General features: G+C 52.9%; 21 protein-coding genes and 1 rRNA gene. 18 read left to right on the forward strand and 4 right to left on the reverse strand.

Annotated elements, in window-relative coordinates:
* A 16S ribosomal RNA gene (locus T491_RS0111605) occupies positions 1–381 on the reverse strand; the annotation flags it as partial.
* 639 nt (positions 382–1020) lie between these two features.
* Between T491_RS0111605 and T491_RS0111610 the strand changes: the two genes are divergently transcribed.
* The 16 genes from T491_RS0111610 to T491_RS0111685 all read left to right on the forward strand — a co-directional run bounded on the left by T491_RS0111610 (position 1021) and on the right by T491_RS0111685 (position 17642).
* Positions 1021–1623 (forward strand): DUF4923 family protein, encoded by a 603-nt coding sequence (locus T491_RS0111610; RefSeq protein ID WP_028904039.1) that lies wholly within the window; start codon positions 1021–1023, stop codon positions 1621–1623.
* A gap of 83 nt (positions 1624–1706) precedes the next feature.
* Entirely contained in the window at positions 1707–2183 is a 477-nt protein-coding gene (gene argR / locus T491_RS0111615) for an arginine repressor (protein ID WP_028904040.1), read from the forward strand.
* 14 nt (positions 2184–2197) lie between these two features.
* Entirely contained in the window at positions 2198–2803 is a 606-nt protein-coding gene (locus tag T491_RS0111620; RefSeq protein ID WP_028904041.1) for a GNAT family N-acetyltransferase, read from the forward strand.
* Between the two features lie 73 nt (positions 2804–2876).
* Positions 2877–4079 (forward strand): argininosuccinate synthase, encoded by a 1203-nt coding sequence (locus T491_RS0111625; protein ID WP_028904042.1) that lies wholly within the window; start codon positions 2877–2879, stop codon positions 4077–4079.
* A 35-nt stretch (positions 4080–4114) separates the two neighbouring features.
* Positions 4115–5080 (forward strand): N-acetyl-gamma-glutamyl-phosphate reductase, encoded by a 966-nt coding sequence (gene argC / locus T491_RS0111630; protein WP_028904043.1) that lies wholly within the window; start codon positions 4115–4117, stop codon positions 5078–5080.
* A 20-nt stretch (positions 5081–5100) separates the two neighbouring features.
* Entirely contained in the window at positions 5101–6240 is a 1140-nt protein-coding gene (locus tag T491_RS0111635) for an aspartate aminotransferase family protein (protein ID WP_028904044.1), read from the forward strand.
* The gene (locus T491_RS0111640; RefSeq protein ID WP_028904045.1) at positions 6237–7016 is read left to right on the forward strand and encodes a pyrroline-5-carboxylate reductase; all 780 of its coding nucleotides are present in this window, start codon (positions 6237–6239) and stop codon (positions 7014–7016) included. Before T491_RS0111635 ends, T491_RS0111640 begins: the two co-directional genes overlap by 4 nt.
* Before the next feature lie 15 nt (positions 7017–7031).
* Positions 7032–7676 (forward strand): hypothetical protein, encoded by a 645-nt coding sequence (locus tag T491_RS0111645; RefSeq protein ID WP_155950122.1) that lies wholly within the window; start codon positions 7032–7034, stop codon positions 7674–7676.
* Between the two features lie 16 nt (positions 7677–7692).
* Positions 7693–8250, forward strand: a complete 558-nt coding sequence (locus T491_RS0111650) for a helix-turn-helix domain-containing protein (RefSeq protein ID WP_028904047.1) — start codon at positions 7693–7695, stop codon at positions 8248–8250.
* A gap of 87 nt (positions 8251–8337) precedes the next feature.
* Complete coding sequence (locus tag T491_RS0111655; protein WP_028904048.1) at positions 8338–10005, forward strand: AMP-binding protein; 1668 nt, start codon at positions 8338–8340, stop codon at positions 10003–10005.
* Positions 10006–10028: 23 nt separating this feature from the next.
* Positions 10029–10388, forward strand: coding sequence for a YraN family protein (locus tag T491_RS0111660; protein WP_028904049.1), 360 nt, complete (start codon positions 10029–10031; stop codon positions 10386–10388).
* An 18-nt stretch (positions 10389–10406) separates the two neighbouring features.
* Entirely contained in the window at positions 10407–11174 is a 768-nt protein-coding gene (gene proB / locus T491_RS0111665; RefSeq protein ID WP_028904050.1) for a glutamate 5-kinase, read from the forward strand.
* Between the two features lie 7 nt (positions 11175–11181).
* Positions 11182–12423, forward strand: coding sequence for a glutamate-5-semialdehyde dehydrogenase (locus T491_RS0111670; RefSeq protein ID WP_028904051.1), 1242 nt, complete (start codon positions 11182–11184; stop codon positions 12421–12423).
* 23 nt (positions 12424–12446) lie between these two features.
* Entirely contained in the window at positions 12447–14522 is a 2076-nt protein-coding gene (locus T491_RS17465) for a PP2C family protein-serine/threonine phosphatase (RefSeq protein WP_231480245.1), read from the forward strand.
* 11 nt (positions 14523–14533) lie between these two features.
* Positions 14534–15499, forward strand: a complete 966-nt coding sequence (locus T491_RS0111680) for an acetylornithine carbamoyltransferase (protein ID WP_028904052.1) — start codon at positions 14534–14536, stop codon at positions 15497–15499.
* Positions 15500–15665: 166 nt separating this feature from the next.
* Entirely contained in the window at positions 15666–17642 is a 1977-nt protein-coding gene (locus T491_RS0111685; protein WP_028904053.1) for a HAMP domain-containing sensor histidine kinase, read from the forward strand.
* Between the two features lie 14 nt (positions 17643–17656).
* Here the strand turns inward: T491_RS0111685 and T491_RS0111690 are convergent, their stop codons facing one another.
* The 3 genes from T491_RS0111690 to axeA1 form a co-directional block, all read right to left on the reverse strand.
* Complete coding sequence (locus tag T491_RS0111690) at positions 17657–19744, reverse strand: hypothetical protein (RefSeq protein WP_028904054.1); 2088 nt, start codon at positions 19742–19744, stop codon at positions 17657–17659.
* 126 nt (positions 19745–19870) lie between these two features.
* Complete coding sequence (locus tag T491_RS16445; protein ID WP_036916047.1) at positions 19871–20086, reverse strand: helix-turn-helix domain-containing protein; 216 nt, start codon at positions 20084–20086, stop codon at positions 19871–19873.
* A 225-nt stretch (positions 20087–20311) separates the two neighbouring features.
* Positions 20312–21754, reverse strand: a complete 1443-nt coding sequence (gene axeA1, locus T491_RS0111700; RefSeq protein ID WP_028904055.1) for an acetylxylan esterase AxeA1 — start codon at positions 21752–21754, stop codon at positions 20312–20314.
* 147 nt (positions 21755–21901) lie between these two features.
* On the opposite strand from axeA1, the gene T491_RS0111705 reads away from it, so the two are divergent.
* Together T491_RS0111705 and T491_RS0111710 are read left to right on the forward strand one after the other, a co-directional pair.
* The gene (locus tag T491_RS0111705) at positions 21902–22930 is read left to right on the forward strand and encodes a low specificity L-threonine aldolase (RefSeq protein ID WP_028904056.1); all 1029 of its coding nucleotides are present in this window, start codon (positions 21902–21904) and stop codon (positions 22928–22930) included.
* 27 nt (positions 22931–22957) lie between these two features.
* A complete protein-coding gene (locus T491_RS0111710; RefSeq protein ID WP_028904057.1) occupies positions 22958–25315 on the forward strand; it encodes a glycoside hydrolase family 9 protein in 2358 nt (785 codons plus the stop codon).
* The last annotated feature ends 13 nt before the right edge of the window (positions 25316–25328 follow it).

Genomic DNA, 25328 nt, shown 5'->3' on the forward strand with positions numbered 1-25328 from the left:
CATTGACCAATATTCCTCACTGCTGCCTCCCGTAGGAGTTTGGACCGTGTCTCAGTTCCAATGTGGGGGACCTTCCTCTCAGAACCCCTACTGATCGTGGGCTTGGTGGGCCGTTACCCCGCCAACAACCTAATCAGACGCATCCCCATCCTATAGCGGTAAACCTTTGATTCAACTTAGATGTCCGCATTGAATAACATAGAGCATTAATCCGATTTTCACCGGGCTATTCTCTACTATAGGGAAGGTTGGATACGCGTTACTCACCCGTGCGCCGGTCGCCGACAAAGAAAGCAAGCTTTCTTCTCGCTGCCCCTCGACTTGCATGTGTTAAGCCTGTAGCTAGCGTTCATCCTGAGCCAGGATCAAACTCTTCATTGTATAAAATATCTTCGATATTTTCTACGAGCCTTCGTCGTCGCTCGGAAATTGAAAGTGAACTTTCATTTCTCTCGCTCCTAGAAGCCTTGTAAATTTAATCATTATCTGTTTCAGAACGACTATCCAAGATTTCTATTCCTATTAAAAGAAATTGAAACGGTTTGTTTCTTGTTACCCAAGAGCATTTCTACTCTCGCTTCTTGTACTACTTCTGTCTATGTAAATCTTTCAAAGAACTCTTTCTTTATCGTGCTTGTCAGGTGGTGTTCCTGATTTGCGGGTGCAAAGGTACGGCTTTTTTTGAAACTACCAAAACTTTTCGAGAGAAATTTTCATTTTTCATGCATTTTTTTGGTCGCTCTTGACAAATATCAATCTGAAAAATATTGTCACATTATTATATATTATATAGAGAGAATCAGCATCACGTAAAAACCGTGAGTTAACTCAAATCATCAATCGAGCCGGCTCAAATCATCAATCGAATTAACTCACGTGATTTTCGCACCCGATTCCACAAGAACTGAAACACAGGCTACGTACTACGTTAATTTCTGATAAATGCTTTGCTGTTTAAGGTATTTATTATAATTTTGCAACGTAAATAGATACAATAACCATCAATAAACAACAAGCAAGATGAAAAAAGTAATGGTTAGCATAGCCGCTTTGGCATGCATCGCAATGACAAGTTGCGGTAATATGGGGCAGGTTCTTGGTGCCATGACCAATGGTACAGGCGTAGTAAATGCCATCACGAGTGTTATTGGTCTGGATAAGATTAAAGCTCAGAACCTGATTGCCACCTGGAAATACAACGGTCCAGGCTGTGCCTTCACCAGCGAGAACCTGCTGGCAAAAGCAGGTGGTGAGGTAGCAGCCGTACAGATTGAGCAGAAACTTCAGCCCTATTACCAGCAAGTAGGTTTGTCAGCCGCCAACACTTACATCACCTTTAACGAGGACGGCACATTCACTTCTAAAATAGCAGGTACACCATTCAGCGGCAACTACACTTTCGACGAAGCCAGCCAGAAAATCACATTAAAAGGCCTGTTGCTCTCAATAAACTGCTATGCCAAGAAGGAATCTGGTGGCATATCGATTCTGTTCGAAGCCAAGAAACTGCTGACAGTTCTTCAAACCATGTCGGCCATGAGTGGCAATAAAGATTTGCAAACCATAGGCGATTTGAGTAAAAATTACGATGGCGTACGCGTTGGATTCGATATGAAACGGTAAAATTTGCAAATATATGCAGAAATATTTGGTCGGTTGCGAAATTTTGTATAATTTTGCAACCGATTTCGAATAAATATACTGAGATGAAAGTAAAGACCAACAGATTAGAAGCCCTGAGACTGATCATATCAAGTCAGCAGTTAGGGAGCCAGGACGAATTGTTGAACGCCCTCCAGAAAGAAGGCTTCAAACTAACGCAAGCCACTCTGAGTCGTGATCTGAAACAGCTGAAAGTAGCAAAGGCAGCCTCGATGAGCGGCAACTACGTTTACGTACTGCCCAACGAGACCATGTACAAACGTGTCAGCACTCCTAACAGCATCCGTGAGATGATGCGAGTACCCGGTTTTATCAGCATTAACTTCTCAGGCAACATGGGCATCATCAAAACCCGTCCAGGCTATGCCAGTTCGATAGCCTGGAATATCGACAATAGTGACATTCCAGAGATATTGGGCACCATCGCCGGCGATGATACCATATTCATTGTAATCAAAGAAGGCATCAAGCATCAGGAAGTAGTAGAAGCCCTGAGCGATGTGGTACCAAACATGAAATAAAGTAATAAGAAGAAATGGAAGAAGAAATTGAAGTCTTAGTAGCAGGACCTGAGCACGAGAAATACGTGGATACGATTCTCGACACCATCGCCGAAGCAGCGAAGGTGCGCGGTACTGGTATTGCCAAGCGTACCCACGAGTACCTGGTCAAGAAGATGATGGAAGCAAAAGCGGTAATAGCGCTTACCAAGGATGGACGATTTGCAGGATTCAGTTATATCGAGACCTGGGAGAACCAGCAATATGTCACGACCTCAGGCCTTATTGTGCATCCCGACTTCAGAGGCAAACACATTGCCAAGCGCATCAAGGATATGACCTTCACCCTGGCCAGAACCCGTTGGCCTCACGCCAAGATATTCTCGCTGACAAGTGGCGCCGCCGTTATGGCTATGAACACCGCACTGGGCTACCAGCCCGTGACCTTTGCAGACCTGACCGACGACGAAGCCTTCTGGAAGGGTTGCGAGGGCTGTTGCAACGTGGATGTGCTGCATCGCACAGGTCGTAAGTACTGCATCTGCACAGCCATGCTCTACGACCCTACCGAACATCTGCCAGCAAAGATCTCTGACGAGGTGCTGGAGCGCATCCGTAAGATTGACGGAGAAAAAGACTGATATGAAGGTGAAAAGGTAAAAAGGTAAAAGAGTAAAAAGGTAAAAGAGTAAAAAAGTAAAAAGAAACAAAGATATGGCAAACAAGAAAGTAGTAGTCGCATTTTCAGGAGGACTCGACACCTCTTACACAGTTATGAAACTCACCCAGGACGGTTGGGATGTATATGCAGCCTGCGCCAACACAGGCGGTTTCAGCGACGAGCAGTTGAAGAAAAACGAGGAGAACGCCTTTAAGCTGGGTGCGAAGGCCTATGTAACCCTCGATGTAACCCACGAGTATTACGAGAAATCGCTGAAGTATATGATCTTCGGTAATGTGCTGCGTAACAACTGCTACCCCATTTCTGTATCCAGCGAGCGTATCTTCCAGGCTATTGCCATCGCCCGCTATGCCAAAGAGATCGGTGCCGATGCCATCGCCCACGGTTCAACAGGCGCTGGTAACGACCAGATCCGTTTCGACATGACCTTCCTCGTAATGGCTCCTGGTGTAGAGATCATCACGCTCACCCGCGATAAGAAGCTGACACGTAAGGAAGAGGTTGACTATCTGAACGAGCACGGATTCTTTGCCGATTTCACCAAGCTGAAGTACTCATACAACGTAGGTATCTGGGGCACCAGTATCTGTGGCGGTGAGCTGCTCGACCCCACACAGGGGCTGCCCGAAGAGGCTTACCTGAAGCATGTTACTGCCAAGGAGCAGGAGTCGCTGCTGAAGATTCAGTTCGACAAGGGTGAGATTGTAGCCGTGAACGACGAGAAGTTCGACGATAAGGTGAAGGCCATCCAGAAGATTGAGGAGATTGGTGCCAGCTATGCCATTGGCCGTGATGCCAATGTGGGTGATACCATCATCGGTATCAAGGGCCGTGTAGGTTTCGAGGCCGCAGCCCCCAAGCTCATCATCGAGGCACACCGTCTGCTGGAGAAGTCAACCCTCTCTAAGTGGCAGCAGTACTGGAAGGACCAGGTTGCCAACTGGTATGGCATGTTCCTGCACGAGAGTCAGTACCTGGAGCCTGTGATGCCCGATATCGAGGCCATGCTCACCAGCAGTCAGCGTAACGTGACCGGTACCGCCATTCTGAAGCTCCGTCCTTACGGATTCGAGACGGTTGGTATCGACAGTGCTAACGACCTGACCAAGAGCAAACTGGGTGAATACGGCGAGACTCAGACCGGTTGGACTGCCGACGAGGCCAAGGGTTTCATCAAGGTTAGCTCTACCCCACTGCGTGTTTACTACGGTATCCACAAGGACGAGAAAAGATAATTTTTTGCAACGGACTACAGGACTTTAGGACTTATATGATTAGAATTGGAATATTAGGTGCGGCTGGTTATACAGGCGGTGAACTGATCCGCTTGTTGCTCAACCATCCCGAAGCCAAGATTGTGTTTGCCAACTCCGAGAGTAACGCTGGCAATCTGGTATCCGATGTCCACGAGGGACTGATTGGCGATACCGATCTGAAGTTCACCGACGAGATGCCCTTCGATCAGGTAGATGTGGTTTTCTTCTGCTTTGGCCACGGCAAGAGCGAGGCGTTCCTGAAGGAACACACCATCCCCGAGCATGTCAAGATCATCGATCTGGCGCAGGACTTCCGCATCAAGGGTGCTCACGACTATGTATATGGTCTGCCCGAGATCAACAAGGAAGATATCATGAAGGCTCAGCACCTGGCCAACCCTGGTTGCTTTGCCACCTGTATCCAGGTAGCACTCCTGCCCGCCGCCTACCTCAATCTGCTGAAGGACGACGTAGCCGTGAATGCCATCACCGGTTCTACAGGTGCTGGTCAGAAACCGGGTGCCACCACCCATTTCTCGTGGCGCAACAACAACCTGAGCATCTACAAGCCCTTCCAGCACCAGCACATCGCTGAGATCCGTCAGTCGTTGAAGCAGGTTCAGGGCTATCTCGATGCAGATATCGACTTCATCCCCTACCGTGGCGACTTTGCCCGCGGCATCTTCTGCACCGCCGTCATCAAGACGCCCGCTCCCGTAGAGGATGTGATCGAAGCCTACAAGGACTTCTATAAGGATGCAGCCTTCACCCACTATAGCGACAAAGCCATCGACCTGAAACAGGTGGTAAACACCAACAAGGCCCTGGTACATGTAGAGAAATACGGTAACAAGCTGCTCGTCACCTCTGCCATCGACAATCTGTTGAAGGGCGCTGTTGGTCAGGCTGTACAGAATATGAACATCATGTTCGGCATCGACGAGACTGCCGGACTCAAACTGAAAGCATCAGCTTTCTAAATCATTAAGGAGGATACGATATGAAGCTATTCGACGTTTATCCACTCTTCGATGTCAACATCGTCAAGGGAAAGGGTTGTAAAGTATGGGACGACAAAGGTCAGGAGTATCTCGATCTTTACGGTGGACATGCTGTTATCAGCATCGGCCACTCGCATCCCCATTATATTAGTAAGGTAACAGAGCAGCTGCAGAACATCGGTTTCTACTCTAATTCTGTTATCAACAAGTTGCAGGTTCAGTTAGCTGAGCGTCTCGGCAAGATTTCCGGCTACGACGACTACCAGCTGTTCCTGATCAACTCTGGAGCCGAAGCTAACGAGAATGCACTGAAGCTGGCTTCGTTTAAGACGGGTAACACCCGCGTGCTCTCTTGCGAGAAGGCTTTCCACGGACGTACATCGCTGGCTGTCGAGGTGACCAATAACCCGAAGATTATTGCCCCCATCAACGACAATCACCATGTGCGCTATCTGCCCCTCAACGACCTTGAGCCCTGGGTTCGCGAGTTGTCAAAGGGTGGTGTTGCAGCTGTCATCCTGGAGTGCATCCAAGGTGTTGGTGGTATCCAGATGGCCACACCTGAGTTTGCACAGGGTCTGGCTTACGCTTGTAAGCGCTATGGCGCCGTGCTCATCTGCGACGAGATTCAGTGTGGATACGGTCGAAGCGGTAAGTTCTTTGCCCACCAGTGGCTGGGCATCAAGCCCGATATCATCACCGTTGCCAAGGGTATCGCCAACGGATTCCCCATGGGCGGTGTGCTCATCAGTCCCGAGTTCGAACCAGTTTACGGACAGTTAGGCACCACCTTCGGTGGCAACCACCTGGCTTGTGCCGCAGCCCTTGCCACCCTCGATGTCTTCGAGGATGAAGGTCTGGTTGAGAACGCCCGTGTCATCGGCGACTATCTGATGGAGGGCATCCGCAATATCGGCAGCTCACACATCAAGGAGGTTCGCGGTCGCGGACTCATGATTGGTATCGAGCTTGACATGCCACACGCCATGGTTCGTAAGCCGCTCATCAAGCATGAGCATTGCTTCACCGGCTGTGCCGGCCAGAACATTCTGCGCTTGCTGCCACCACTCTGTCTCACCAAGGCAGAAGCCGACGACTTTATCGAAAGACTGATAAGAGTAAAACCCGAAGAATTATGAAGATTTCAGTAATAGGCGCTGGCGCCATGGGTGGCGCCACCGTCGAGGGTCTGATCAAAGGCCAACAGTTCAAAAACGAAGATATCACCGTAAGCGATCCCTCGCAGGCGGTTGTAGAAAAGTTTGCTAAGTTAGGCGTTAACGTCACCACCGACAACCAGCAGGCTGCCAGCACAGCCGATATTGTCTGTGTAGTAGTAAAGCCCTGGCTGGTAGAACGTGTGCTCACCGGCATCAAGGCAGCACTCAATCCCCAGAAGCAGTTGCTGATTGTGATTGCCGCAGGCGTTCCATCGGCCAGCATCAAGGAGTGGCTGGGTGCCAATTGTCCCCCACTCTTCCTGGTCATCCCCAACATCGCCATTGCCCAGTTGGCATCGATGACTTTCATCGTGCCTTGCGACACCACCAACGAGCAGACCAAACTAGTACAGGGCATCTTCGATGAGATGGGCACCTCGCTCCTCACCGACGAGCAGCACTTGGCATCGGGCACCACCCTGGCCAGCTGCGGCATCGCTTATGCCATGCGCTATATCCGCGCTGCCGCCGAAGGTGGCGTAGAGTTAGGCTTCAAGGCCGACGATGCCAAGAAGATTGTGATGCAGACCATGAAGGGCGCCGTTGAGCTGCTCGAAGCCAGCGGCCTGCACCCCGAGGCAGCCATCGACCTGGTAACCACTCCCGGTGGACTCACTATCAAGGGTCTCAACGAGATGGAGCATGCCGGTTTCACCTCGGCAGTGATCCGTGGTCTGAAAGCAGGACTGAAGTGATTAGTGGGGGGTGTTATGACAAGAATACTTAAATGGCGATATGTGATGAGAGTGGTAGTGCTACTATTCTCTCTTCACTGTCCACACTTCACTGCTACAGCACAGGATAATGCCAATGCCCGCCAGGCCAAGCGTGTTTTCAACACCGCCTGGAACCATATCTATGGTCAGGAGGGCGTCAAGTTCAACTATAAGATCAACATTCTTGGACTGTATAAGGAAGAAGGCTACTCGTGCAACAAGGGTAAGAAGAGTGTATCAGAACATAAGAACACCATCATCTACGACAACGGCGAGCTGAAGCATATCGTACGCACCAACAAGCATCTTGTAGAGTTGCATGACCCCAAGGTGAACAAGAGCGACGACAAACTGCAGATGTTCAAGTTCGAACCCGACAGCTACAACTATTCCATCGCCAAGGATCCCGAAGGACTGTTGGTAACTCTCGATGCCAAGCCTGGTACCAAAGTGAAGATGAAAAAGATCATCGCACTGCTGTCCGAAGGCAAGTATTACCCCAAGAAGCTACGCATCAAAGTCAGCATCTTCTGGTGTACCATTACCTTCTCCGACTTTCAGGCAGGCAATATCGACGATAAGCTCTTTGTCTATCCCAAAGAGAAATATGCTGATTATAAAATCATAGATAAACGATAAAAACAACAAATATAACATGGACGAGCAATTAAAGCAAATAGGCGAACGCCTTCGCGGACTGCGCGACGTTCTCGACATTCCAGTAAGTGAGATGGCTGAGACCATCGGTATCGACTCAGAGAAATATGAGAAGATTGAGAAGGGTGAGCTCGACATCACCATCTCAAACCTGATGAAGATAGCCCATAAGTATGGTGTATCAACCGAAGAACTGATCTTTGCCGAAGCACCACACATGAAGTCATATTACGTGACTCGTAAAGGTCAGGGGATGAGCATCGAACGCACAAAGGCATATAAATACCAGTCGCTGGTGGGCGGTTTCGTCAACCATCATGCCGATGTGTTCATCGTTACCGTTGAGCCCAAGCCAGGCGCACGCACCATCTACAAGAACACCCACCCCGGACAGGAGTTCAACATGGTGCTCGAAGGTAAGATGGAACTTTTCATCGGTGGCAAGACCATCATTCTCGAAGAGGGCGACAGCATCTACTTCGATTCATTGAAACCCCACGGCATGCTGGCCGTAGGCGACAAACCCGTGAAATTCCTCGCCTTTACAGTTGAATAGTTAATTAGCAACGGACTACAGGACTTAAGGACTTTAAGCACATAAGTCGTTTCAGTCCTGTTGTCCGTTGCAAAAAAGAAAAGATATATGGTAGAAAGATTTTTAAAGCAGACACATTTCGAGTCTGTAGAGGATTACAATAAGCATCTGGAGTTCATCATCCCTGAGAACTTCAACTTTGCCTACGATGTGATGGACGCGTGGGCAGAAGAGGCACCTGAGAAGTTAGCATTGCTCTGGACCAACGACCAGGGTGAGGAGATACGTGCCACCTACAAGCAGCTGAAAGAGCAGAGCGATCAGGCCGCCAGTTACCTGCAGTCGCTGGGCATAGGCAAGGGCGACCCTGTGATGCTGATTCTGAAGCGCCGTTATGAGTGGTGGATCGTGATGCTGGCACTGTGTAAGATTGGTGCCATCGTCATCCCTGCCACCCACATGCTCACCAAGCACGACATTGTTTATCGTAACACCCGCGCCTCGATCAAGTCGATCATCTGCGTGGACGATGCTTACGTGTGCGAGCAGATCCGACTGGCCATGCCCGAGAGTCCTACGGTCAAGCAGTATATCACCATCACCGATCACGGCAAACCCATCCCCGAGGGTTTCCGCGACTATCAGTCGGAGGTGGTCAAAGCGCCTCAGTTCCAGCGTCCTGCCTTCGTTAACAACAACGAGGACACGATGATCATGTACTTCACCTCGGGCACCAGTGGTGAGCCCAAGATGGTGGCGCACGACTACCTCTATGCGATGGGACACCTGACCACCGGTGTGTTCTGGCACAACCTGCATGAGAACTCACTCCACCTCACCGTGGCTGATACTGGCTGGGGTAAGGCCGTATGGGGTAAGTTCTATGGTCAGTGGTTTGCCGGTGCTACCGTGTTCGTGTTCGACCACGAGAAGTTTAATGCCGACACCCTGCTGCGCCAGATGGAGAAATACAAGGTTACCAGTTTCTGTGCACCTCCCACCATCTACCGTTTCATGATCCGTGAGGATCTGAGCAAGTACGACCTGAGCAGTCTGCAGTACTGCTGCACTGCCGGAGAGGCTCTGAACCCAGCCGTGTTTGATAAGTTCTATGAGAAGACCGGCATCAAGATGATGGAAGGTTTCGGACAGACAGAGACCACCATGACCCTCGGCACCTTCCCCTGGATGACACCGAAACCAGGCAGTATGGGTATCCCCAACGCCCAGTACGATATCGACCTGCTGCGTGCCGACGGCACCAGCTGCGAGGATGGTGAGAAGGGCGAGATTGTGATCCGTGTAGGCGACAAGAAGCCTATCGGTTTGTTCAAAGGCTACTACCGTGATGAGGAGAAGACCCGCGAGGCCTGGCACGATGGTATCTACCATACAGGCGACATGGCATGGCGCGATGAAGACGGCTACTACTGGTTCGAAGGTCGTATCGACGATGTCATCAAGTCGTCGGGCTATCGTATCGGTCCGTTCGAGGTTGAGAGCGCCCTGATGACCCACCCTGCCGTGGTTGAGTGCGCCATCACCGGTGTACCCGACGATATCCGCGGTATGGTGGTCAAGGCTACCGTTGTACTCGGCAAGGAGTGGAAGGACAAGGCTGGCGACGACCTCGTGAAGGAACTGCAGCAGCACGTCAAGAAGGAGACAGCTCCTTACAAGTATCCCCGTATCGTGGAGTTTGTCGACGAGCTGCCTAAGACCATCAGCGGAAAGATCCGTCGCGTAGAGATCCGCCAGAAGGACGCGGAGAAATAGTGAATAGTGAATAGTGATTAGTGATGGCGGCACATAATGAGTTAGGATCGTGGGGCGAGGACCAGGCCACAGCCTACCTGCAGCAGCATGGCTATCGCATCATAGAGCGCGACTGGAAATCGGGGCGCCGCGATATCGACATCATTGCCACCAACGGTCAGGAGGTGGTCTTCGTCGAGGTCAAGACCCGTCGCAACCGCCTGTATGGTGAGCCCGAAGAGGCAGTCGACTACCGCAAGCTGCAGAGCCTCCGCCAGGCCATCAACCACTATATCAAGTATCGCTGCATCAACAGTCCCGTCAGGTTCGACATCATTTCCGTAGTAGGCATGATAGGCGGGCAACCAGAAATAGATCACATCGAAGATGTACCACTATATTAGTGAAGAGTGAATAGTGAAATGAAGAAAAGAATAGTTATCAAAGTAGGTTCTAACGTGCTCACACGAGCCGATGGAAAGCTCGATGTCACCCGCATGTCGGCCCTGGTCGACCAGATAGCGTGGCTGCGCAAGCAGGACATCGAGGTCATCCTCGTCACCTCGGGTGCCGTAGCCTGTGGCCGCCGCGAACTCACGGTCGACCACTCACTCGACTCGGTCGAGCAGCGTCAGCTGTTCTCTGCCGTAGGTCAGGTCAAGTTGGTGGGTCTGTATTACGATCTGTTCCGCGAGTTTGGTATTCATGTGGGCCAGGTACTCACCATGAAGGAGAACTTCCAGCCCGGCGAGCAGTACCGCAACCAGCAGGCTTGTATGAGAGTGATGCTCGAAAACGACGTGCTGCCTATCGTCAACGAGAACGACACCGTATCTGTTACCGAGCTGATGTTTACGGATAACGACGAGCTGTCGGGGCTCATCGCTCAGATGATGCGTGCCGACTCACTCATCCTCCTCTCTAACATCGATGGTATCTATACCGGTCATCCTGACGATCCTTCGTCGGAGCTGATACAGACCGTGGCGCCCTGCACCGACCTCTCCAAGTATATCAAGGAAGAGAAGAGTGCCTTCGGTCGTGGCGGCATGCACTCCAAGTACCACACTGCCAGCAATGTGCAGTGCGCTGGCATTCATGTCATCATTGCCAATGGTACCCGCGACGACATCCTGATCGACCTGATGGAGCACCCCGAATCAACACCGCATACCGAATTCCTAACATAGTAGAGCCATGCAACTCAAAGAAACATTTGAACGTGTGAAGCGCGCCAGCAAGAGTCTGGCCCTGCTCACCGATACACAGCGCAACGAGATACTCCATGCCGTTGCCGATGCCATCATGCAGCAACAGGCCAGGATCCTCGAGGCCAACGCCCTGGATCTCGCCAGAATGTCGAAGGATAACCCCCTCTACGACCGTCTGCAGCTCACCGGGAGCCGACTGGAAGGCATCGCTTCCGACATGCGCAACGTGGCTACCCTGCCCTCACCCTTAGGACACATCACCAAGCAGAAGACGCTGGCCAACGGTCTCCGTCTGTGCCGTGTCAGCGTGCCCTTCGGTGTCATCGGCATGATCTACGAGGCGCGTCCTAACGTCACGTTCGACGTTTTCTCACTCTGCTTTAAGAGCGGCAACGCCTGTGTGCTCAAGGGCGGTAAGGATGCCGACAGCAGCAACCGCGAGGAGGTGGCTCTCATCCACGAGATACTGGAGCAGTATGGCGTTTCGAAGGATGTGGTAGCCCTGCTGCCCGCCACCCACGAGGCTACCGGCGAGATGCTGAATGCCGTGGGCTATGTGGATCTCTGCATTCCCCGTGGCGGTCGCAAACTCATCGACTTTGTACGCGACACAGCCCGCATCCCCGTCATCGAGACCGGTGCCGGTGTGGTCAACACCTACTTCGATGCCGAAGGCGATCTGGAGATGGGTCGTGCCATCATCACCAATGCCAAGTGCCGCCGCGTATCCGTGTGCAACGCCCTCGACTGCCTGCTCATCCACGAGAGTCGTATGGCCGATCTGCCAGCCCTCTGCCAGGAAATGGCCGATAAGCAGGTGATCATCTATGCCGATGAACAAGCATTCAAAGCCCTCGATGGCCAGTACCCCTATCTGGAGCACGCCACGCCCGACAGCTTCGGCACCGAATTCATGGACTACAAGTTGGCCATCAAGACCGTAGCGTCGCTCGCCGAGGCCTTGGATCATATCGATGAGAACGGCTCGGGTCATAGCGAGGCTATTGTTACCAAGAACGAGCAGACCGCCCGCACCTTCCAGGCTCATGTCGATGCGGCTTGTGTCTATTGGAATGCCCCCACCTCGTTTACCGATGGAGCCCAGTTCGGTCTGGGTGCCGAGATAGGCATCTCTACCCAGAAGTTAGGTCCACGCGGTCCGATGGCCCTCGAAGAGATAACCACCTACAAATGGCTCATCGAGGGCGAAGGGCAGATACGACCGTAGTCAACAGATAAGGAGGGAACGCTATGAAAAGAAACATTACTACACACCTGATATGCCTATTGCTACTGCCACTGACAGTGGCAGCTCAAGGTTTTCAAGCCGACGTTGACCGGCTGACGAAAGAGATGTACCGTTTGTACTCCACGCACGAGATTGAACCGTTCATGACCGTCACCGACCAATTGAAAGAGGCTTGTCTGAAAACGAAAGATGAAGGTCTGTTCTACCGAACCTGGGCCAACCAGGCCTCCTTTGCTTTTACAAAAGTGAGCAGAGAGAAAGGTATGGAGATAGCCAAGGCCATGAACGACTATAGTCAGCAGCATGACAGCAAGCTGGGGTTCTACTATTCATCATTAGCCAATGCCAATCAGGCCAGTGCACTGAGAATGGAGATCAAAGCAGAGGAGTATTATCTGAAAGCCTGTAAATACAAGCAAGCCTATCTGCCTCAAATCAATGCCGCACCAGCTTATTTAGGTCTGGCTAAGATTTACCACAACCGCAGAAACCAGAAGAAGATACTCGAGATGACCGACAAGACCCTGAAAGAGCCCAACCTGACGGGGCCTTCGATTGTGGATGCATGGAGCTATCGATGCATCGCTGCGATGTATTATGAGGGTAACGTTCAAAAGACGGAGTTGAACAAAGCCTATACGGAATGGAAACGGCTGTCGGAGAAATACAATTATCGCTCCACCTTTACCAACGATATAGAAATATATCATGCACGTGTCAATGGCGACTACGAGACTATGCTCGAACTGGCCAAGAAGGCCAAACATCCCTTAGAGAGAGCCCAGCTCATCTCTTATGCATATGAGTGGCAGGGCAAATGGGAAGATGCCCTAAAATACTACAAGGAGTATAAAAAGATCAGCGACTCTATCAACACGTCCGACATACGCAAACAGGCGGCAGAGCATGCCCTGCAGATGGACATTATCCGGACAGAGAACGAAGCCAATGCACTGAAGTTGCACAATCAGGCCCTACGTCTGGAACATCAGGCCAGCGAACTGGAGCAAGAGCGTCTGGAGAAAGAAGCATTAGACCTGACATTGAAGAATCGTAACATAGAACTGCAACATGCAGCTGTGTTGTTGAAAAACGACAGTCTGGACCGTCATGCACAGCAACTGAGACTGAGTGAATACCAGTCGAAGTTAGAGGCGCAACAGAGCAAGGAGCACGCCCGTCAACTCAGGATCTATACGGGAGCAGTACTGGCCACATTGATCATGGGTTTTATGACCTTCTATGCGTACTACCGTCAGCGACAACTGAAAAAACTGCGAGCCGTCAACAATGAGTTGCAAACAGCCTATAACCAATTGGAGGAGACGACCACCGCCAAGGAGCGCATCGAGAGCGAGCTACGTATCGCCCGTGACATCCAGATGTCGATGGTGCCCCATGAGTTTCCGGAATACGAAGGATTGGACCTCTATGCCTCTATGATTCCTGCCCGTGCAGTAGGTGGCGACCTCTACGACTTCCTGATTGAAGACGACAACCTGTATTTCTGTGTGGGCGATGTCTCGGGTAAGGGCGTGCCCGCCTCGCTGTTCATGGCGAAGGCTTCACACTTGTTCCATACGCTGGCCAAGCAACACCAGAAACCAGCCGCCATTGCCACCCGCATGAATGACGAGCTGACAGAGAAGAACGACAACAGCATGTTTGTTACCATGTTCATTGGTGAGATGAACCTCTCAACCGGTCATCTCTACTTCTGCAATGCGGGCCATAACCCACCAGTGATTGGTGGTGACGAACAGAAAGGCTCCTTCCTCGAGATGGAGGCCAACGCCCCCATCGGTCTCTGGCCCGGACTGGACTATGTTGGCGAAGAGATTGCATCCATCAAGGGGCGTCCGCTCCTCATCTATACCGATGGTCTGAACGAGGCTGAGAACGACCATCAGGAGCAGTTGGGCGATGAGCGCATGCTCGACATCCTGCGGCATACCGATTTCGAGAATGCCCGTCAGGTGGTGGAAGTGCTGGAAGCAGAGGTAGAACATCACCGTCATGGTGCTGAGGCCAGCGATGACCTCACCATTATGTGCATCAGAACAAAAGTTAATACATAAAATATAAGCATATGAAAAGTTTTATCAACGTTGAAGACCTCGGTCCATTGGATAAGGCGATGGCCGAAGCATTTGAGATTAAGAACGACCGTTACAAGTATCAGCATCTGGGTAAGAACAAGACCCTCATGATGATCTTCTTCAATAACTCGCTCCGCACGCGCCTCAGCACCCAGAAGGCCGCCATGAACCTGGGCATGAATGTCATCGTGCTCGATGTGAATGCCGGTGCCTGGAAGCTGGAAACCGAGCGTGGCGTGATTATGGATGGCGACAAGAGCGAGCACCTGCTCGAGGCTATCCCCGTGATGGGTTGCTACTGCGACCTGATCGGCGTGCGCTCGTTTGCCGGACTCTCCGACCGTGAGTACGACTATGCCGAGACCGTGCTGCAGCAGTTCATCAAGTACTCTGGCCGCCCCGTCTTCGCCATGGAGACAGCCACCGTTCACCCCCTGCAGGCCTTTGCCGACCTCATCACCATCGAGGAGCACAAGGTGGTTGAGCGCCCCAAGGTAGTGCTCACCTGGGCCCCTCACTGCCGCGCATTGCCTCAGGCTGTGCCCAACTCGTTTGCCCAGTGGATGGACGCCGCGCCCGATGTCGATCTGGTCATCACCCACCCCGAGGGCTACGAACTCGATCCAAAGTTCGTAGGTAACGCCCGTGTGGAGTACGACCAGAAGAAAGCCTTCGAGGGTGCCGACTTCATCTACGCCAAGAACTGGAGTAACCCCGGTGTCACCAATCCTGCCGACTACGGTAAGATTACCTGCACCGACCGCTCGTGGACTGTCGATACCGAGCACATGTCATGGACCAACAACGGTAAGTTCATGCACTGTCTGCCCGTTCGCCGCAACCTGATTGTGACCGACGACGTCATCGAGAGCCCCAACAGTCTGGTCATCCCCGAGGCTGCCAACCGCGAGATCTCGTGCTCGGTAGTCATCAAACGTATGCTCGAAGCCCTGTAAGCAACAAAGCAAACAACCAAAGAATTCAAGCAGTGCCTCCCGTTGTGACGACGGGAGGCATTGACTTTTAATAACATCTTAGAATTGATTGTAAAAAAAAGGAGCAATCCGTACGGCATCTCCGATTTTTTTCGTATCTTTGCGCCATCAATTACCTAATCACAACATGAAACAGTATCTATACCTATTACTTTTAATCATTACCCTAACCATCACAGGCAAGGGAAGTATTTACGCAAACGAGATAGAACAGGAGTTGGCGCAGCGCCTACAGGCGGCACAAGTCAGCGGTGACGACTCTGCTTTCTACGATGCCCACCAGACCATGCTCGACTACCAGATGCGCCACCAGGCGTGGGATAAGTACTACCGTGTATGGATGACCCGTGTGATCTACGATGTGAACAACAAGCACTTCCACCGCGCCTTCACCCAGATTCACCGTCTCACCGACGATGTGCGCCAACGCCATCAGGAAAAATACCTCTACATATCCAACATGTGCCTGGGTTTCTTCTTCAGCGGCCGGAACCAGCCAGAGATGGGCGAGACCTACTTCCGTCGCGCCCTGAAAGGTGTTGATGCCGAAAAGGAGCCCGTATCCGTATTCAACTGCTACCTGTCGCTGTCGCAGGTGCTCAGCTTCAAGCGCCCCGTCGAGGCGATGGCCTGTCTCGACAGTCTGCCGAAACAGATGCTTGAAAACCCCATCTACGACAGTGGTGTACTGGGCTACCGGTGTATCATTGCCAGCCGACTGGGCGACCGACCGGCGTTCAACCGCTACTTCGCACGCTACGACAGCATCCGTCATAATAACCCCGCTGGCTTTAACGCCGCCAACCTGCAGCAGGTAATGGTATGCCACTACCTGATGCTCAACGACTACAAGCAGGCACTGGCATGGTGCGACTCTGTCAGTGTGCCACAGATAGCCAACGAGCTGCGACTCGACATCTATGAGAAGATGGGCGACTGGCAACGGGCCTTCCATGCAGCCGAACTGAAAGACAGTCTGGAACAGAACGACAACCGTGAGGTGCTGGAGGAATACCTGATGGAAGTGACCCACGACATCGACCTGCTGACGGCCGAACAGGAGAAGGCCGAACTGCGCCGCAAACAGCTGATGAGCCTGGGATTGATGGCAGCCGTCATCATCGCCCTGCTGATAGCAGTACTGATATACCGCTACTTCAAGAACCTGAAACTGAAGGAGCAGTTCCTGCAGCTGCAGGAGGCACGCCGTAGCACCGAGGCCGGTCAGGCCATCCGCCGCGCCTTCGTCACCGCCATCCAGAACAAGCTCCAGTCGCCTATCAACGTGCTGCTGAACTACGCCCGTATCTTCAACGATCCTGAGTTCAGGCTGAAGCCCGAGGAGCGTAGCAAGCGCTACAACGACATTGTAGCCGCAGCCCACAGCATCGAATCGCTGATGGATCCCGTGCTCGACTCGTTTGCCTTGGGCGACTCCGGCATTACCGAAGAAGAGAAACGCATCTGCCAGGATGCCCTCCGCTCACCATTGGTAACACTGATCGGTTCGGCCGAGGTCATCATCGACGCTGATGGGCAGATACCACACGACGAGTATATGAAAATGCGCGAGGAAGTGGGCCGCAATGCCTATCTGGTGGCCACCTCTACCCGCAAGCTGCTGCTGTTCAGCCTCTATGGCGATAACATGCCCGTTGCCAAGAACTATGAGATTGGGCTGAACGAGATGGTACGCACCATCCTGAACAGCTACGACCTGCACTTCCGCACCAAGCCGAAGACCATCGAGTTCATGACGGATGTAGCCGACGAGGTGACCATCCGCACCAACACCCTCCTGCAGGAGCTGATGAACTGCCTGCTCGACAATGTGGTGAAGTATGCCGTTGGCAATTCGCTGACCCTGAGTTGCCACGCCGAGGCCAATGGCACCTATTCGATAGCTGTAAGCAACGAGGGCATGCCTATCTCTGTCGAGAATGTAGAGCGTATCTTCGTACCTTTCGTACGCCTGTCGCCCGATGAGCATAGCCTGGGCGTAGGATTGCCACTGGCACGCAGTCTGGCCGTCTCTATGGGCTACACCCTGACCATCGACACCACCTACAGCCAAGGCGCGCGTTTCGTGGTTAGCGGATTGTAGTTAGCCAAAATAAATCAGTCGGCTATCACGGTGAAACCCTCGCGGGTTGTCACGTTGCGGTCGTCGCAGCGCCAGTGGATAGTGAACTTCCTGATGCCCCACGACCTGGCGTAGCTCTGCAGGATGTCCACGTTATTATCCATGATATCCTTCGATGCCTTGACGATATAGCCGATGGTATTCAGACTGGTAGCCGTCTTGTCGGCTATCTTGAAGTTGCTGGCATAGAGGTCGGGGAAGGCGTTGCGGATGTTCGACTCCAACTCGCCCTGCGCCCCCACAACAGGCGAAGCCACCCACTCATCGATGGTGACATACATGCGCCACGACTGCATGGCGCGGTTAGGCTCCAGCAACTCATGGGTGTAGGTGGCACCGCCATCATTGTCGTAAACATATTTGTGTGGGGCATTCTTATAGCCGTCTTGTTTCTTATATACATACAACAACGAAGCTGTTTGAGGCGCTGATGTGATGTTGACGGTGTACTGTCCTGATGGATTATCCACCGACCAGCATATCTCCTGACTCACATCGGCATCGTTCACCAGAATGGCAGCAGGCGACCGGTGACAGTAGTAAATGGTGCTGCCAACATTCTCGTAATACTGCGGCAGTGCGCCCGTATAGGTCCACGATACCTTTGTACCTGCCGTATTCTTCTTCACGCCCAACTCCTTGTTGGTTTGCGCCATGCCCACCGAGAACGATGAGCCAGTGGTGGTACCCACCGAGTAGCTGCCTCCAACGCTGAAGCTGCCCATAGGTCCCGAAGCATTGGCTCCGCCACTGAACCCCCATGTGATGCCTACAGTCTCCGTCTGAGCGTACGACGAGCCTGTGGTGACGGTGGTGGTCGACGAGTTATTGTCGGTGTTGGGGGCTGCTGCCTCCAGGTGTATGCTACCGCTACCAGTGAGATCCATCGAGGTGTCGTACTTCGAGAGGAATGCGCCATACCAGCGGTTATATTCGCCGAAGTTGGTAGCCGAGTACCAATAGTTATCTCCTTGTGTGGGGTAGAATATCTTTGATCCATAGCGATCGCCCATGCTGAGGGTGACGTTCTGTTTCAGGTAGTAGTAGTCCTTGTTGGTATCCATATTGTGCACGCCCCACGAACTGATTTTCATATTGATACGGTTGTAGCGCCTATACGAGTAGTTGTCCCAATCCAGGAAAAAGATATCGCCGTTGTAGGTGAATGTCTCGCTGGCATCCATCAGCTCGTTGATGTTCACACTGCCGCCGGCGCGGGTGATGGGGCGGCGGGCAGCAGCCTCTTGCTCCTGTTCTGTGTCGTTCAGCCACTGTGCAGCTGCGTCGGCCAGCGTGCCGCTGATGGCGGCTGTGCGCTCAACATGACTCGTCACGGCCTGGGGCTGAGTGGTGTTACCATCGCCATCGCTCTCACTGACGTACGAGGTAAACTCCTCCTCAAACGGTTCCTGCATGAAGTAATCGTTGGGGCCCATGATAATCAGCTCGGCAAAGGCATCGCTCAGCTCGCTGGCAGCTCTGGTTCTGGCCACATGCTGCATGGTGGCCATACGTGTCTTCGCACGCCCCACGCGTAGCGAAGTGCGTGCGGCATCACCTGCCTGTTCGTTAGTCAGGTCAAACAGTTGTTGCATGAATTCCTCTTCCTGTGTGGCCAGTGCTAACAAATAGGTCAGCGCAAACATGCCGGCCTGCTCGGTAGTGGGATTGGCAATGCAGATGTAGCCACCGTTCATGGTGAGGCGGACCGCAGCCTTCATCACCTCGGGGTCTAACGCTTGTGCAAGGTTGTCGAACATAGAGCCTGCCAATATCACCATGCGGGTGTCGGCATCAATGCTGGCAGTGGTCTTGGGCAGGCGCTTTACGAGTGCAGCCCCTGTCGTTCCCTCCTCGAATGTGCCAATCACAGCTGTGGGCACATCGGCAGTCACGTACACGCTCATCTGGTCGGTAGTAGGCTCTGCATCCTTGCTGGTTTGTACAAAGTTCGCCATGTCGGGCGTCACCGGATTGTCGTCCTCAAAACATGATGTAAGACTGATCCCCGCAGTCATCATCAGGGCGAGTGTCAGATAATAAGGTCGCATTGTTTTCATCATCAAAATTGTTTTAGGTTTTAATTCTTGCTGCAAATATACGCACTTTTTTCCAATCTTCCAAACAAATATACAAGTTTTTTACGTTTGATAATGCCTCGCATGGTGGTGATACGAGGCATTTGCTTGCTAAACTTTCAGCTTGTCTAACGGATAACCATCAAATAGCGCACTCAATGGCACATCGAGCGCCGCAGCAAAGCGTTCCATCACATTTACGCTCGGATTGCCGCGTCCACAGCTGATGGCGTTAACATACTGTCGAGTTACATTTAACAGCCTTGCTAAATCACTGTCGGTCATATTCTTCTTCTGAAGAATGGCCTTGATATTAGTAGCTTTCATGTTGAAAACGTTTTTCTACTTTCAGACACCATTGTCTGCAAATGGCTGGCAAAGTTACAATTAAAAGATCAATTATTGACGATTATTCGAGATTTTGCCAGAATCGAGAAACCCCAGAGGTTTCTTTCTTATCATCCAGCGCAAAATTCCGGCTAAAAAACTTGTTTTCGCTTGTTTCATATAGTATCTTTGCAGTGTGTTTCAACACCCCGCAACCAGGTTTTATTACTTGATGGCCTTGGAAATAATCTCGGCCATTTTCTTGGCGCCCTCCTGGTTGGGGTGGATACCGTCAGCAACCATCTTATCGCCATCGTTGAGCATCAGCGTGTGGAGGTCGATGACCTGTAGTCCGTACTGGCGTGCCACCTCCTGCAGGATGGGAATGATCTCGTTGGTAATCACCTGATCGTTGATCTTCCATGTAGGCTTGAAGGCTGGGATGGGTGTGCAGAGCAGAATCTTCGGTCCGGCAGGCTGGGCAGCGGCCTTGGCCTTCTTGCCCTTCTTCTTGGCGGGCTGAGCCAGATCGGGGCGCAGGGTGAGAATCATCTGCTGCAGATCGGCCTTGAACCCGGCACCATACTGCCAGTTCTCGGGCTTCGAATCGTTGGTGCCTAACTTGATGACCACTACATCGGGCTTGAAAGCCAGAGCATCGCGCCACGCCAGCTCGTTCATATAAGGGAAGTCGCCCTTGTTGAGCATGGTGCGCGAGCTGACGCCGAAGTTCTTCACCCAGTAGCCATCGCCCAGCATGCCCTGCAGCTGTGCGGGATAGCCGTACTTGGTGCGCATATCGATGCCGAAGCCATCGGTGATGCTGTTGCCGATACAAGCCACGCGCACGGCATCCTGCTTGGGCGCGGGGATTGACTTGAGCCAGTTGCCTAAGTCCTGCAGCAGCTGGTCGTGGTATTTGAACCAAGGGCCGAAGCCGAAGCCATGATCGCCCGAGGGGTAGATGAACAAGGAGCACTCGTTGCCGGCACGACGCATGGCCGAATAGTACTGCACGCCGTTGGTGACAACAGGCACCAGACGGTCGTCGTTAGCACTGATGATGCAGGCTGGCGGTGTGAGGTGGCTGCGCACGGCATTCTGGATGGAGTACTGGCCTACCAGTTTGGGGTCCTTATGGCCCTCCTCGCCCAGGAAGTTGATGCACGACCACTTGTGGGAGATGCGCTCATCCATCGAGATGACGGGGTAGAAAAGAATCGAGAAGTTAGGACGCACCTCGAAAGGCGACATGGTAGAGATGACCGACGAGAGATGGCCGCCAGCCGAGAAGCCCATGATACCCACATCGTTAGGATTGATGCCCCACACCCGGGCCGAATCGCGCACGGTGCGGAAGCCCTGCTCTACATCGCTGATGGGGATAGAGCGGTCGCCATTGGGCAGGCGGTAGTTCACCACGAAATAGGCAATGCCCTGGCGGTTCATCCAGTCGGCAGCTAATGTACCCTCGTGGGTATTCGACAGCATGGAGTAGCCACCACCGGGCACACCCACGATAGCACGGCCTGAAGGTGCCTCGGGCAGGAAACACACCATCTGCGCCTTACCGTCGGCAGTCAGGTTCAACGTAAACTTCTTAGCGGTCTGTGCCTGCATGGTCATCGCAAAGGCCAGCAGACCAAAGAGGAATAGTTTTCTGTTCATAGTTCAATTTGTTATTGTTAGAAGGATCATACTTATACAATATTGATTAATTTTCGTGCAAATATACACATTTCGTGTGAAGTTTGCAAATAAATCGCAAAACTTTATGTAAATTTGCATCCAAAATGACAAATAACTAATAAGCATATGATTTCATTCGAATGTGATTATAACAACGGGGCACATCCAAAAGTGCTGGAGAACCTCATCAGATACAACGACGCCAAACCCACACCTTACGGTTTCGACGAGTTCAGCGAGCGCGCCAAAGAGCGTATCCGCGTGGCTTGCGGACTGCCCGACGCCCAGATATTCTTCCTGACAGGCGGCACCCAGACCAACGCCACCACCATCGACTCGATGCTGTATCAGTACGAGGGCGTGATCTGTGTGGGCAGCGGCCATATCAACGTGCACGAGGCTGGCGCCGTGGAGTTTACAGAGCATAAGATCATCACCATTGCCGATAACAACGGTAAGATGGAGGCCAAGACACTCGACAAGTATCTCGACGACTATATGCACGACGGCAACAAGGACCACGCCGTACACCCTGGACTGGTGTATATCACCTTCCCCACGGAGTTAGGCACACTCTACACCGCCAGAGAGCTCGACGACATCTATCAGGTGTGCCAGCACTACGAGATACCACTGTATATCGACGGTGCCCGTCTGGGCTACGGACTAATGGCCGAGGGCAACGATATCAGTCTGCCCTACCTGGCGCGCCACTGCGATGTATTCTATATCGGCGGCACAAAGATAGGCGCCCTGTGCGGCGAGGCGGTGGTGTTCACCCATCAGAACGCCCACAAGCACTTCTTCTCTATCCAGAAGCAGCACGGCGCCGTGATTGCCAAGGGGGCGCTCAACGGTCTGCAGTTCGATGCGCTGTTTACCGACGACCTGTACTTCAAGCTCTCGGAGCACGCCATCAAGATGGCCATGCGCATGAAGCAGATATTCATCCGCAAGGGCTTCGAGTTCTATGTCGACTCGCCCACCAACCAGCAGTTTGTGATCATCGACAACGAGCAGGTAGAGAAGCTCGGCCAGAAGATGCGCTTCACCCACTTCGGGCAGGCCGACAAGCACCACACCATCTGCCGCTTCGTGACCAGCTGGGCCACTACCGAAGCTGAACTGGACGAACTGGAACGAATATTAGACTAAACTCCAATAAATATCAAACTAAAAACGATGAAAAAACTATTTTCAACCCTGCTCACAGGCATGTTGCTGATGACAGCAACCCCAATGAATGCCACCAAGTTCATGGGCATCAAAGTGATTGACAAGGACTATCTGATGCTGCACTTCCGCGACGGCGAGGTGCACTACCGCGACAGCGGTACAGGTCAGAGCGCCTACTTAGGCCACTCGTTTGCCGAGGGCGACGACACACTGCTCGTATTCGGCGAGAAACTGAAGGCTGCCGAAGCGCAGAAAGCGGGACTATGGCTGATCAGTTCGACCGACGACAAGACCTTCGGCAAGGCACAGCCGCTGGCCGTATGGCGCAAGTCGAAACCCATGAACTTCGACAACACCCTGAAAGCCGAGCTCGACCACTGGCTGTTTATCCAGCTGCCCAAGTCGATGAAGCAGGGCTGCACCTACAAGGTGGCCATCCCTACCGGTATCGGCACCGAGACCCACGAGGCCACCATCCGTTTCGACATCTGGAACAGCATGTCGGAAGCGGTCCATGTGAACATCATCGGCTACTCGCCATCAGAGAGCAAGCACGCCGCCGACCTGTATCAGTGGTTAGGCGATGGCGGACAGCGCGACTACAAGGCACTTGAGGGCAAGGGCGTATGGCTGTACAACGTAAGCACCAAGAAGAAACAGAAGGTGGGCACCGTGAAGTTCTGGCAGCCTGCCTCGGCATCGGCCAACGAAGCCGGCGGCAAGAGCCTCATCGGCACCGACGTGTGGAACATCGACTTCAGCGCCAGCAAGCCCGGCTGCTACCGTCTGGTAGTTGAGGATGTGGGCTGCAGCATGGACTTCGAGGTGAAGAACGACATCTACTACGAGCCCTACCGCTACTCGGTTCGCGGCTATTACTACATGCGCTTGGGCGAGCCTATCGACACCAAGAAGGTGTTCCCCGCTCCCCGTCAGCCACAGTTCATCCCCGAGACCGACCCGAAGGGCTTCACCGTATATAAGACCGACTTCCACCCCTGGAGCAAAGGCTGGCGCGAGCTGCACACCGACGTGTGGGACGAGCCGCACTTCAAGCAGCTGAAGGAGTCGATATTCTGGCAGCACCGTCTGCCGGGCAACCCCGTGAATATCGACGTGAAGGGCGGACACTCTGATGCCTTCGACTGGGACCGCCATCTGGCACACGTCAGCAACATCTACGACATGCTGCTGCCCTATATCCTCTCGGGCGGTAAGCTGAACGACGACCAGTTAGGCATCCGCGAGAGCGGCAACGGCATACCCGACCTGATAGACGAGGCCCGCAACGAGGTGGACTTCTTCCTCTCAATCCGCGACGGCGAGGCTTACTCGCAGGGCGTGACCAACCCTTGTGCCGACTGGAGCGTGATGTTCCAGGCCGGCTGTACCACGATGGCAGCCTGGGCCAATGCCGCCAACTGCGCCATCCTGGCCGAGGCGTTCCGCCTGAACCGCAACGACAGTCTGCGCCAGTACTATACCGACGAGGCCATCAAGGCCTTCCGCTTTGCTTCGCGACAGGAGGACCAGCAACTGGACGAGCTGCAGGATGTAGGCTCGATGCAGATGCGCGGTCGCGACTTCCGTCAGATGGCAGCCGCCTTCCTCTACAATGTGACCGGCGATGAGCAGTGGGAGAAGATATTTGCCGAGGAGAGCATGATCAAGGACAGTCAATCGCAGCTGTTCAGCAAGGGCCGCCACGGATTCTTCGGCGTAGGCGTGATGCACGAGGAGAGCAAAAAGCAGGTGCCCTTCTGTCAGTACTGGGCTGCAGCCGCCTATCTCACCTGTCCACAGCCCCGTCATTATGGTGAGCTCTACCAGAATCTGAAGATCTGTACTATGGCGCAGGCCGAGGCTTACAACTACGGTCATGTGGCCAACCGCCCCAGCCGCCGCGCTGCTAACGACAGTCGCTGGCAGACCTCGCAGAACGTGCAGTTAGTGATGCTGGCACACTACATAGCCGATAAGGCCAAGCGCAAGCAGCTGGAGCACATCCTGTTTACCGAAGCCGGCTGGGCATTAGGTCGCAACCCAGGTAACATCGTAGAGATGACCGGACTGGGCGAGCGCCATCTCACTGATATCTATTCGACCGGACGTAACGACGGCGATCCTGGCACACATCCCGGTCAGACCCCGTTCAACGGCACCGAGACATGGTCGCCAGGCTTTAACGGCGGCGATGCCCGTGTGATCCTGAAGTACTGCTATCCCGACTGGAATGAGGGCGGATGGCCCCGACAGGAGTCGTACTTCAACCAGCGTTACTTCTGGGTGAACGGCGAGTTCACACCCCGTGAGACCATGCGTGGCAAGATGGCACTGTTAGCCTATCTATACAACATCAAATAAACGGAAAAGAAAA

The organism is Prevotella sp. P6B4 (assembly GCF_000619985.1).
In the GTDB taxonomy this organism is placed as follows: Bacteria; Bacteroidota; Bacteroidia; order Bacteroidales; family Bacteroidaceae; genus Prevotella.

What these genes read in the sequence shown, in the direction of transcription:
- T491_RS0111610 (WP_028904039.1), top strand. Translation starts at nt 1,021, where the DNA reads ATGAAAAAAGTAATGGTTAGCATAGCCGCTTTGGCATGCATCGCAATG.
- argR (WP_028904040.1), top strand. Translation starts at nt 1,707, where the DNA reads ATGAAAGTAAAGACCAACAGATTAGAAGCCCTGAGACTGATCATATCA.
- T491_RS0111620 (WP_028904041.1), top strand. Translation starts at nt 2,198, where the DNA reads ATGGAAGAAGAAATTGAAGTCTTAGTAGCAGGACCTGAGCACGAGAAA.
- T491_RS0111625 (WP_028904042.1), top strand. Translation starts at nt 2,877, where the DNA reads ATGGCAAACAAGAAAGTAGTAGTCGCATTTTCAGGAGGACTCGACACC.
- argC (WP_028904043.1), top strand. Translation starts at nt 4,115, where the DNA reads ATGATTAGAATTGGAATATTAGGTGCGGCTGGTTATACAGGCGGTGAA.
- T491_RS0111635 (WP_028904044.1), top strand. Translation starts at nt 5,101, where the DNA reads ATGAAGCTATTCGACGTTTATCCACTCTTCGATGTCAACATCGTCAAG.
- T491_RS0111640 (WP_028904045.1), top strand. Translation starts at nt 6,237, where the DNA reads ATGAAGATTTCAGTAATAGGCGCTGGCGCCATGGGTGGCGCCACCGTC.
- T491_RS0111645 (WP_155950122.1), top strand. Translation starts at nt 7,032, where the DNA reads ATGACAAGAATACTTAAATGGCGATATGTGATGAGAGTGGTAGTGCTA.
- T491_RS0111650 (WP_028904047.1), top strand. Translation starts at nt 7,693, where the DNA reads ATGGACGAGCAATTAAAGCAAATAGGCGAACGCCTTCGCGGACTGCGC.
- T491_RS0111655 (WP_028904048.1), top strand. Translation starts at nt 8,338, where the DNA reads ATGGTAGAAAGATTTTTAAAGCAGACACATTTCGAGTCTGTAGAGGAT.
- T491_RS0111660 (WP_028904049.1), top strand. Translation starts at nt 10,029, where the DNA reads ATGGCGGCACATAATGAGTTAGGATCGTGGGGCGAGGACCAGGCCACA.
- proB (WP_028904050.1), top strand. Translation starts at nt 10,407, where the DNA reads ATGAAGAAAAGAATAGTTATCAAAGTAGGTTCTAACGTGCTCACACGA.
- T491_RS0111670 (WP_028904051.1), top strand. Translation starts at nt 11,182, where the DNA reads ATGCAACTCAAAGAAACATTTGAACGTGTGAAGCGCGCCAGCAAGAGT.
- T491_RS17465 (WP_231480245.1), top strand. Translation starts at nt 12,447, where the DNA reads ATGAAAAGAAACATTACTACACACCTGATATGCCTATTGCTACTGCCA.
- T491_RS0111680 (WP_028904052.1), top strand. Translation starts at nt 14,534, where the DNA reads ATGAAAAGTTTTATCAACGTTGAAGACCTCGGTCCATTGGATAAGGCG.
- T491_RS0111685 (WP_028904053.1), top strand. Translation starts at nt 15,666, where the DNA reads ATGAAACAGTATCTATACCTATTACTTTTAATCATTACCCTAACCATC.
- T491_RS0111690 (WP_028904054.1), bottom strand. Translation starts at nt 19,744, where the DNA reads ATGATGAAAACAATGCGACCTTATTATCTGACACTCGCCCTGATGATG.
- T491_RS16445 (WP_036916047.1), bottom strand. Translation starts at nt 20,086, where the DNA reads ATGAAAGCTACTAATATCAAGGCCATTCTTCAGAAGAAGAATATGACC.
- axeA1 (WP_028904055.1), bottom strand. Translation starts at nt 21,754, where the DNA reads ATGAACAGAAAACTATTCCTCTTTGGTCTGCTGGCCTTTGCGATGACC.
- T491_RS0111705 (WP_028904056.1), top strand. Translation starts at nt 21,902, where the DNA reads ATGATTTCATTCGAATGTGATTATAACAACGGGGCACATCCAAAAGTG.
- T491_RS0111710 (WP_028904057.1), top strand. Translation starts at nt 22,958, where the DNA reads ATGAAAAAACTATTTTCAACCCTGCTCACAGGCATGTTGCTGATGACA.